Origin of the sequence: Oerskovia sp. NPDC060287, from assembly GCF_042726775.1 — a bacterium.
Taxonomy (GTDB): Bacteria; Actinomycetota; Actinomycetes; order Actinomycetales; family Cellulomonadaceae; genus Oerskovia; species Oerskovia merdavium.
Genome location: NZ_JBHXBO010000158.1, coordinates 1 through 9,775, shown reverse-complemented (window position 1 = coordinate 9,775; position 9,775 = coordinate 1). Strand labels below are relative to the sequence as shown.

Sequence of the window (9,775 nt, the reverse complement as noted above, 5' to 3'; positions counted from 1 at the left end):
GAGCTGACCGACCACCCTCGGGTCCGGTGCGAGGGGTGAACGACGCGTCAGGCGACCTGCGCCGGGACGTTCGCGACGCCGTCGGGCAGGAGGCGGCGGCCCAGGACCTTCTCCGAATAACCCGTCCGGTCCAGGTACGGCGTGATGCCGCCGTCGTGGAACGGCCAGCCCGCGCCCAGGATCATGCAGAGGTCGATCTGCTCGGGGCCCTGGACGACGCCCTCGTCGAGCATGTGGCCGATCTCCGTCGTGAGAGCGGTGAGCACCTCGTCCAGGACCCCCGCCTCGTCGAGCGCGCCCGGACCGCCGGCCTCACCCGTGCCGAAGTACGCCTGGATCGCCGGGTCGACGTTCGCGGGGATGCCGCGCGCCGGAGCCGGCAGGACGACCTTGGTGCCCTCGGCCACGAGCTTCTCGAGCCCGGGGGAGGACGGGAAGCGGTCGCCCAGGTCCTCGCGCAGGGAGGTCAGGACGTGCAGGCCCACTGCCGGTCCCACGAGGTCGAACAGTGCGAACGGTCCCATGGGCAGGCCGAGCGGCCGCAGCGCACGGTCGGCGACCTCGACCGAGGTGCCGTTCTCGACGGCCTCCACGATCTTGCCCAGGAGCAGCACGAGCAGGCGGTTGACCACGAAGCCCGGACGGTCGGCGACGCCCACCGCGGTCTTGCGGAGGGCCTTGGAAACCGCGAACGCGGTGGCGAGAGCCTCGTCCGAGGTCTTCTCGGCCCGGACGACCTCGACGAGCGGCATCTGCGCGACGGGGTTGAAGAAGTGCAGCCCCACGACCCGCTCGGGGTGCGCCAGGTCCGCGGCCATCTCCGTGACGGACAGGGCCGAGGTGTTGGTCGCGAGGATCGTGTCGGGCCCGATGATGCCCTCGAGCTCGGCGAAGACCTTCTTCTTGAGGCCCAGGACCTCGGTCACGGCCTCGATCACGAAGTCGCAGCGCGAGAACTCGGTGATGTCCGTGGTGCCGTGGACCGAGGACAGGACCTTGGCCCCCGTGTCCTTGCTCATGCGGCCCGTCGTGACGAGCTTCTCGACCGTCGTGCGGACGTAGGCGAGCCCGTGCTCCACGCGCTCGGCGTCGAGGTCGCGCATCGTCACGGGCACGCCCAGGCGCTGCGCGAACAGGAGCGCGAGCTGAGCCGCCATGAGGCCCGCGCCCACGATCCCGACCGAGGTGACCGGGCGGGCGATCTTCGGGTCCGGGGCGCCCGCGGGGCGCTTGCCGTGCGAGACGAGCTGGAACGCGTAGACGCTCGCGCGCATCTCGTCGGACATGATGAGGTCCGCCAGGGCCTCGTCCTCGGCCGCGAAGGCCTCGTCCTTGGTCGCGGTGCGGGCCGCGGCCAGGAGGTCCAGCGCCCGGTAGGGTGCGGGCCGCGACCCGTGCACGACCGCGTCGAGCTGCTTGCGCGCACCGGCGACGACCGCGTCCCACACCGGGGCGGGGTCGAGCTCGCGGCGCTCGACGACCGTCGTGCCGCGCACGACGTCGGCGGTCCAGCGGATCGAGTGCTCGAGGAAGTCGGGCGCCTCGAACAGCGCGTCGGCCAGCCCGATCTCGAAGGCCTCCTTGGCCTTGAACGGCTTGTTGGCGCTCGGGCGCGTGAGGATGACGTCCATGGCTTTCTCGATGCCCACGAGGCGCGGCACGAGGTAGGCGCCGCCCCAGCCGGGGACCAGGCCCAGGCCGACCTCGGGGAGCGCGAGCGCGGGGGCGTCGGTCGCGACCGTGCGGTAGTCGCAGTTGAGCGCGACCTCGAGGCCGCCGCCCAGGGCCAGGCCGTTGATGTACGCGAACGTCGGGACGCCCATCTCGCCGAGCAGGCGGTAGGCCGCGTGGCCGCCCCGGCCCAGCTCGAGGGCCTCGTCGCGTGTGCGCACCGTGGCGACCTGCGTGAGGTCCGCCCCCGCGGCGAGGAAGTAGGGCTTGCCCGTCACGGCGACGGCCGCGATCTCTCCGCGAGCCGCGCGGGCCTGGAGCGCGGTCAGCGCGGCCGTGAGCTCGGCGATGCCGCCCGGCCCGAGCGTCGTGGGCTTGGTGTGGTCCAGGCCGTTGTCGAGGGTCAGGAGCGCGAGCGTGCCCGCTCCGCCCGGCAGCTCGACGTCGCGGACGAGGGAGTGGGTCACGCGCTCGGCACGGGGCGCGGTGGTCTGGGTGCTCATGAGTCAGTTCTCCGCGTTCGTCGAGGCGTCGGTCGTGTGGCCGGAGTAGTCGGCGTGGTGCGGGTTCTCCCAGACCACGGTGCCGCCCATGCCGAGGCCCACGCACATCGTGGTCAGGCCGTAGCGGACCTCGGGGTGCTGCTCGAACTGGCGCGCCAGCTGGGTCATGAGGCGCACGCCCGACGCCGCGAGAGGGTGACCCACCGCGATCGCGCCGCCGTACTGGTTGACGCGAGCGTCGTCGTCGGGCATGCCGAAGTGGTCGAGGAACGCCAGGACCTGGACCGCGAAGGCCTCGTTGATCTCGAACAGGCCGATGTCCTCGATGCCCAGACCGGCTTGGGCGAGGGCCTTCTCGGTCGAGGGGATGGGACCGATGCCCATGACCTCGGGGTCCACGCCCACGTACGCGAACGACACGAGGCGCATGCGGGCCGGCAGGCCGAGCTCGGCGGCGACGTCGCCCGCCGCGAGGAGCGAGACCGCGGCGCCGTCGGTCAGCGGGGACGCGTTGCCCGCGGTGACCTTGCCGCCGGGGCGGAACGGCGTCTTGAGGTGTGCGATGTCCTCGAGAGTGGTGCCCGGGCGGGGCAGCTCGTCGGCCGTGGCCAGGCCCCAGCCCTGCTGGGGGTCGCGCAGCGCGATCGGGACCAGGTCCGGGGTCACGTCCCCGTTGGCGAGCGCCTTGGCGTACTTGGCCTGGCTCGCGACGCCGTACGCGTCCGCGCGCTCCTTGGTCAGGTGCGGGAAGCGGTCGTGCAGGTTCTCGGCGGTCGCCCCCATGACCAGGGCCGTGGAGTCGACGAGCTTCTCGGCGACGAAGCGCGGGTTGGGGTCCGCGCCCTCGCCCATGGGGTGGTGGCCCATGTGCTCGAGGCCGCCCGCGAGCGTGACGTCCTGGGCGCCGATCGCGATGGCCGACGCGGTCGTGGTGACCGCGGTCATGGCGCCCGCGCACATGCGGTCGATCGCGAAGCCCGGCACGGACTTCGGCAGGCCGGCCAGCACGGCCACGCTGCGGCCGAGGGTCAGGCCCTGGTCGCCCGTCTGGGTCGTCGCGGCGAGCGCGACCTCGTCGATGCGCTCGGTCGGGAGCTCGGGGCGGCGGCGCAGCAGCTCGCGCACGGCCTTGACGGCGAGGTCGTCGGCACGGGTGTTCGCGTAGATGCCGTCGGGACGGGCCTTGCCGAACGGCGTACGCACCCCCTCGACGAAGACGACGTCGCGGACGGTCCGGCGCGAGCCCGAACCCTTGCTGGCCACAGTCATGGCATCTCCTGATCTGGACGGCGGTGTCCCTGAGCGTCACCGCTCAGCGTTGGTACAGGCTACCCGCGGTACCGGGAAAATGCACGAAAGTGTGAGACCGAGTATCTACAACGGCCGACGGACCCGCCCAACCAGTGGGGTCGGGCCGGGTCCGTCGGTGTCACCTGGGCGCGCGACGCGCGATACGCAGTCTCGCCCCGGGGAGGCTCAGTGGCCCCCGCGCAGCTTGCGCACGACCTTCTTGGCGGTCGGCAAGCCCTTGTTCCACGCGGTGTACCACATCGAGAAAGGCACGTCGATGCTCCCGAGCAGCTCGTCCTCGTGGCTCGCGAAGCCTCGCTTGAACGTCGAGATGCCGTCGTTGAGGAGCCCGTTGACGTCGTAGCGCAGCACGCCGCGCTCGCGCATCGCGTTGATCGCGTACCACTTGAGACCGTAGTTGGCCCGCAGGCGCTGCCCCTCCTCGTCCATGCCGCCGTACAGCTCGAACGACGTGCGGGCCGAGGCCGCGAACCACACGAACGAGACCGGCCGGTCGTGCGGACCGCCCTCGCTCGACCGGGCGAAGGCCGCGAAGACGGGCGAGTGCTCGCCCAGCTGGTCGAACACGAGCTCGTAGTAGGAGTCCTCGTGCAGGCCGAACCCGGCCCGCTCGGCCGTCTGCCGGTACAGGCGCAGGCACGCGGAGAGCTCGGCGCGAGTCGTGACGGCACGGAACTCGAGGTCCTCGCGCTCCGACTTGCGGATGTACTGGCGCGTCTTCTTGGCCATGTCGGCCATGAGCTCGTCGGGGGTCTTGCGCAGGTCCAGGATCAGGGTCGTCGGGTAGAGCACGGGGTTGACCGCGGGAACCGCGCCGTCGAGCTCGAGGGAGGTCCCCGCGTCCCAGTCCGGTTCGAGCGTGATGCCCACGCCGCCGACGTTCTCGCGGCACCAGCGCACCACGGCCTCCGTGACGCCCGACCGGGTCGCGGGGTAGCCCGTGCCGTCGGGCATGACGACCGGGCCGCGGGGCACGTAGCTCAGCGCCTTGAACTGCGCGGGCAGCGAGCGGACCAGGACCTGCGCGAGGCCCAGGACCGTGCCGTCCGAGCCCGTGACCTGCAGACGGCGAGGGGTCCAGGCCCCGGCCCCCTTGACCTCGCCCCACCCCCAGAGCTGGAGCGGGTGACCACCCATCGCGAGCACCTGCTCGTCCCAGGCGGCGCGGTCGGTGATCGTCGTGACGGTCAAGGAGGAGGACTCGGGCAGCATGCCCCCGACCTTACCGGCGAGGGGAAGTGCCGGACGACGGCGTCTCTTGCCGTTCACCCCGGCCGACGTCCAGGACCTCGGCCAGGGTGGGCGACGGTGTCGGCGAGCCCCGCGCGAAGGACCTACGGGGCGCTCTCCGGGGTCGGGGTCGGGGCAGGGCGCGGGACCGAGGCCGGGTCGGCCAGGGCACGGGCGAGCGGCTCGGCCACGAGGTCGAGCTGCCACTCGCGCGCGCCGCGGCCGCGCAGGAACTGCGCGACGTGCTCGGCGTCGAGCGGGGAAGGAGGCGTCCAGCACACGCGGCGCAGGGCGTCCGGCTGCAAGAGGTTCTCGAGCGGCACCGAGAGCTCGTCGGACAGCTCCTGGACCACGACGCGCGCGGCGTCGAGCCGCTGGGCCGCGTCGGGATCGCGGTCGGCCCACGCGCGCGGGGGCGGCGGGGCGTCGCTGCGCGGCCCCCGGGCGCTGGGCAGCGCGTCCTGGGGCAGGGCGAGCGCCTGGTCGATCGCGTGCTGCCAGGCCGCGGCCCGACGGGCCGTGTTGCGGCCCGAGAACGCGGGCAGCTTGACCAGCTCGGGCACCGAGCGCGGCATGGCCTGGGCGGCGGCGACGATCGCACGGTCGGGCAGGACGCGTCCTGGGGCGATGTCCCGGCGGCGGGCGTTCTCGTCGCGCGCCTCCCAGAGGCTGCGGACGACCGCGAGGCTGCGCGGGTTGCGCAGCGCGTGCACGCCCGACGTGCGCCGCCACGGCTCCTCGCGCGGCGGGGGCGGGGGAGCGGTGCGCACGGCCTCGAACTCCTGGGCCGCCCACTCGGCCTTGCCCTGCTCCTCGAGCCGCTCGCCGAGGATCTTGCGCAGCGGGATGAGGACCTCGACGTCGAGCGCGGCGTACCTCAGCCAGTCCTCGGGCAGGGGGCGCGTGGACCAGTCGGCCGCGGAGTGCTCCTTGGCGAGCCCCAGGCCCAGGACCTCGGCGATCACGGCCGCCAGCCCCACGCGCTCCATGCCGAGGAGGCGTGCCGCGAGCTCGGTGTCGAAGATCCGGGCGGGGTACAGGTTCTGCTCGGCGAACCCGGGCAGGTCCTGGGACGCGGCGTGCAGGATCCACTCGGCGTCGCCCACGGCCTCGCGCAGCGGCGAGAGGTCGGGGATCGCGATGGGGTCGATGAGCGCGGTGCCCGCACCCTCGCGGCGCACCTGGACCAGGTAGGTGCGCTGGCCGTACCGGTAGCCCGACGCGCGCTCGGCGTCCGCTGCGACCGGGCCCGAGGCCGCGGCGTAGGCCTCGACGACCTTCGCGAAGGCCTCGGGCGTGTCGATCACCGGACCGACGCCGTCGGCCGGTTCGGTGAGCGGGGTCACGGCCGGGGCGGCGGACGGGTCCGCGACGTCGTCAGGTGCGGCCGGGGGCGCCGAGGCGCCGACGAGGACGTCGGGCGACGCGTCGCGTGCCGTGCCGGCGTCGCCGGAGGGGCCGCGGCCGGCGGACCGGCGCGAGGAGAAGGAGGGTGTGTGGGCCGAGCTCATGGACCCACGGTATTGCGTCGCGGGCGTAACGACGTCACGCCGTCCGGCAACGGGGGCAGCCCCGCGGCCGTGCACAGGAGCGTCGACCAGGCCTCGAGGTGAGCTCCGACGTCGGTCGAGGTGGGGGTCCACGACGCCCGGATCTCGAGGTCGACGTCGTTGGCCTGGCCTGCCAGCGCCCCGAAGCTCTCGGAGAGCACGCGGGTCACCGTGCCCCCCTCGGCCACGGCGTCGGCGCCCGAGTGCGAGAGCGCGTCGTCGAGCCAGGTCCAGGCGACCTCGGCCAGGAGCGGGTCGGTGGCCATCTCCGGCTCGAGCGTCGCGCGCACGAGCGTCACGACGCGGAACGTGCCGTGCCACGCCTCCTGGCCCGCCGGGTCGTGCAGCAGGATGAAGCGACCGGTCGCGAGCTCCTCGCCCGAGCCGTCCGGCCCGGCCACCTCACCCGTGAGCGCGAGCGCGAACGGGGCGATCCTGCCCGGAGCGGGCACCTCCTGGAGCCGCACCTCGGGGCGCAGCCTCCGCCGCCCGACCGACTCCAGGGCGCGGAGGAAGTCGGGTGGTGCCGCGGCTTCTCCGGACTTGATCACACGCTGCACAGTACGAGCAGATGTCCACATCGTGGAGGTTAGGCGCGCGGAGGAGATCGAATCGTGATCGCCGGACTAGGCTGTCGGGAGTGTCCGCCGACGCCCGTCGTCGGCATGTCCCGCCGGCGCCCGGCACTCCTGCTCGCCGGAGCCAGCACCTACCCCCGAGGAGCACAGCAGATGACAGCCCGCGCACAGATCGGCGTCACCGGACTCGCGGTCATGGGCCGCAACCTGGCCCGCAACTTCGCTCGTCACGGCTACACGGTCGCGGTGCACAACCGCTCCTTCGCCAAGACCCAGTCGCTCGTCGCCGACCACGGCGACGACGGCGACTTCGTCCCGTCCGAGTCGATGGCCGACTTCGTCGCCTCGCTCGAGCGTCCCCGCAAGGTCGTCATCATGGTCAAGGCCGGCGGCCCGACGGACGCCGTCATCGCCGAGCTGGTCCCGCTCCTCGAGCAGGGCGACATCATCATCGACGCCGGCAACGCGCACTTCCCCGACACGCGCCGCCGTGAGGCCGAGCTCAAGGAGAAGGGCCTGCACTTCGTGGGTACCGGCGTCTCCGGCGGCGAGGAGGGCGCGCTCAACGGCCCCAGCATCATGCCCGGTGGCGCCCCGGAGTCGTACGAGACCCTCGGCCCCATCCTCGAGGACATCTCGGCCAAGGTCGACGGCGTGCCCTGCTGCACCTACGTCGGTCCCGACGGCGCGGGCCACTTCGTGAAGATGGTCCACAACGGCATCGAGTACGCCGACATGCAGCTCATCGCCGAGGCGTACGACCTGCTCAAGCAGGGGCTCGGCGCCTCGGCCCAGGAGATCGGCCAGATCTTCGCCGAGTGGAACAAGGGCGACCTCGAGTCGTTCCTCATCGAGATCACGGCCGACGTGCTCCAGCACGTCGACGCAGAGACGGGCAAGGCGTTCGTCGACATCATCCTCGACCGTGCCGAGCAGAAGGGCACGGGCCGCTGGACGGTCCAGAACGCGCTCGACCTGGGTGTCCCGATCACGGGCATCGCCGAGGCCACGTTCGCACGCGCGCTGTCCGGCTCGGTGCCCCAGCGCACGGCCGCGGTCGGCGTGCTGCCGGCCGACGCGGGCCAGTGGGAGATCACGGACCGTGACGCGTTCATCGAGGACGTGCGCCGCGCGCTGTACTCGTCGAAGGTCGTCGCGTACTCGCAGGGCTTCGACCAGATCGCCGCAGCCTCCGAGGAGTTCGGCTGGGGCATCGACCGTGGCGCCATGGCCCGCATCTGGCGCGGGGGCTGCATCATCCGCGCCCGCTTCCTCAACCGCATCACCGAGGCCTACGAGCGTGACGAGAACCTCGCGCTGCTCCTGGCCGACCCGTACTTCACGCAGACCGTCGGCGAAGGCGTGTCCTCGTGGCGTCGCGTGGTGTCCCAGGCCGCGCTCAACGGCGTGCCCACGCCTGCGTTCTCGTCCTCGCTCGCGTACTACGACGGGGTGCGCGCCGAGCGCCTGCCCGCGGCCCTCATCCAGGCCCAGCGCGACTTCTTCGGTGCCCACACCTATCACCGCGTCGACAAGGAGGGCGTGTTCCACACCGAGTGGTCCGGCGACCGCAGCGAGTCCAACGCATGACGGGGACTTCTCTCCCCGATCTCCTGCCTGTCGGCGTCGGTGGTGACATCGGCGTCTATGCGATGGTCCGCGCGTTCCACGAGCAGTACGGGACCGACGCCGTCGTGATCTCGAGCGTCGCCACGCGCGCCATGGCCGACTCGTCGTTCGTCACGAACGTCGTGACGCCCGGCATCGACGACCCCGAGGTGCTCGTCACCGCGCTCGAGCGCGTCGCCGCCCAGCACCCCGGCAAGACGCTCGTGCTGCTCACCAACGCCGACTGGTTCGTCCGGTCGATCGTCGAGAACCGCGCGCGGCTCGAGGACAAGTACGTCATGTCCTACTGCACGCTCGAGGTCCTCGAGCAGGTCTCGAGCAAGGAGGGCTTCGCGGAGGTCTGCGACCGGCTCGGCATCCCCACGCCGCGCACGGTCGCGGTCAGCGTGCCGCAGCTCGTCGCGGAGGGCGGGCTCGCGGCGATCCCCGCGCTGCGCGTCGACCTGGAGTTCCCGGTCGTCGCCAAGCCGTCCTCGAGCGCGGACTACCACTACGTCTCGTTCCCCGGCAAGCGCAAGATCCACCACGTCGACTCGCGCGCCGAGCTCGACGAGCTGCTCGGGCACCTCGTCACCGCGGGGTACCCCGGGACGTTCCTCGTCCAGGAGTTCATCCCGGGCGACGAGACGCAGATGCGCTCGCTCACGGCCTACCGGGACACGCGGGGCGTGATCACCCTGCTCGCCACGGGTCGTGTGCTCCTCGAGGAGCACACCCCGGGCACGCTGGGCATCCCCGCGGCGATCCTCACCGAGCCGTACGAGGACGCCATGGAGGCCGCGAGCCGGTTCCTCGACAACGTCGGGTACACCGGGTTCGCCAACTTCGACTACAAGCTGGACCCCCGCACGGGCCGGCACGTGTACTTCGAGGTGAACCCGCGCATCGGTCGCAACAACTACTACGTGACCGCGGCCGGGGCCAACATCGCTCGTGCGCTCGTCGAGGACCGGGTCCTCGGCAGGTCGATCGAGCCTCTGCTGGCCACGAAGGAGGTCCTGTACTCGGTGGTGCCGTTCCGGCTCCTACAGAAGTACATCCTGGACCCCTCGTTGCGGATCCGGCTGCAGGCGGTCAAGGACCGTGGCGACGCGGTGAACCCCCTGAAGTACTCGAAGGACGGGGGGCTCAAGAGGCGACTGGTCGTCGAGGCGATGACCCAGAACTTCTACCGCAAGTACAAGAAGCACTACCCGGAACCGACCACGACGGGCTACTGAGACCGTCGGTGCCGAGCGCACCGACCCTCTCCCCGCCCTGACGAGCGGACCGGACAGAGCGAGGGGCCGTCACCACCTGGTGG

At 72.2% G+C, this 9,775-nt stretch carries 7 protein-coding genes; 2 read left to right on the top strand and 5 right to left on the bottom strand.

The genetic code is table 11. The features are described from left to right. Positions 1-47: 47 nt before the first annotated feature. The 5 genes from ACFWFR_RS13735 to ACFWFR_RS13715 form a co-directional block, all read right to left on the bottom strand. Positions 48-2,174, bottom strand: coding sequence for a 3-hydroxyacyl-CoA dehydrogenase NAD-binding domain-containing protein (locus ACFWFR_RS13735; RefSeq protein ID WP_377623324.1), 2,127 nt, complete (start codon positions 2,172-2,174; stop codon positions 48-50). A gap of 3 nt (positions 2,175-2,177) precedes the next feature. Further along, entirely contained in the window at positions 2,178-3,443 is a 1,266-nt protein-coding gene (locus ACFWFR_RS13730) for a thiolase family protein (RefSeq protein WP_377623323.1), read from the bottom strand. A gap of 207 nt (positions 3,444-3,650) precedes the next feature. After that, on the bottom strand, positions 3,651-4,697 hold the full coding sequence (locus tag ACFWFR_RS13725) for a lipid II:glycine glycyltransferase FemX (protein WP_377623322.1): 1,047 nt from the start codon (positions 4,695-4,697) through the stop codon (positions 3,651-3,653). Between the two features lie 122 nt (positions 4,698-4,819). After that, positions 4,820-6,226: a ribonuclease D gene (locus tag ACFWFR_RS13720; protein ID WP_377616419.1), complete on the bottom strand. Its 1,407-nt coding sequence runs from the start codon at positions 6,224-6,226 to the stop codon at positions 4,820-4,822. Beyond that, complete coding sequence (locus ACFWFR_RS13715) at positions 6,223-6,813, bottom strand: DUF3000 domain-containing protein (protein WP_377616530.1); 591 nt, start codon at positions 6,811-6,813, stop codon at positions 6,223-6,225. The genes ACFWFR_RS13720 and ACFWFR_RS13715 overlap by 4 nt, the downstream gene beginning before the upstream one ends. Before the next feature lie 183 nt (positions 6,814-6,996). On the opposite strand from ACFWFR_RS13715, the gene gndA reads away from it, so the two are divergent. Both gndA and ACFWFR_RS13705 read left to right on the top strand, forming a co-directional pair. Beyond that, positions 6,997-8,433: an NADP-dependent phosphogluconate dehydrogenase gene (gene gndA / locus ACFWFR_RS13710; RefSeq protein ID WP_354505253.1), complete on the top strand. Its 1,437-nt coding sequence runs from the start codon at positions 6,997-6,999 to the stop codon at positions 8,431-8,433. Next, on the top strand, positions 8,430-9,692 hold the full coding sequence (locus ACFWFR_RS13705; protein WP_377623321.1) for a carboxylate--amine ligase: 1,263 nt from the start codon (positions 8,430-8,432) through the stop codon (positions 9,690-9,692). Before gndA ends, ACFWFR_RS13705 begins: the two co-directional genes overlap by 4 nt. Positions 9,693-9,775: the final 83 nt, after the last annotated feature.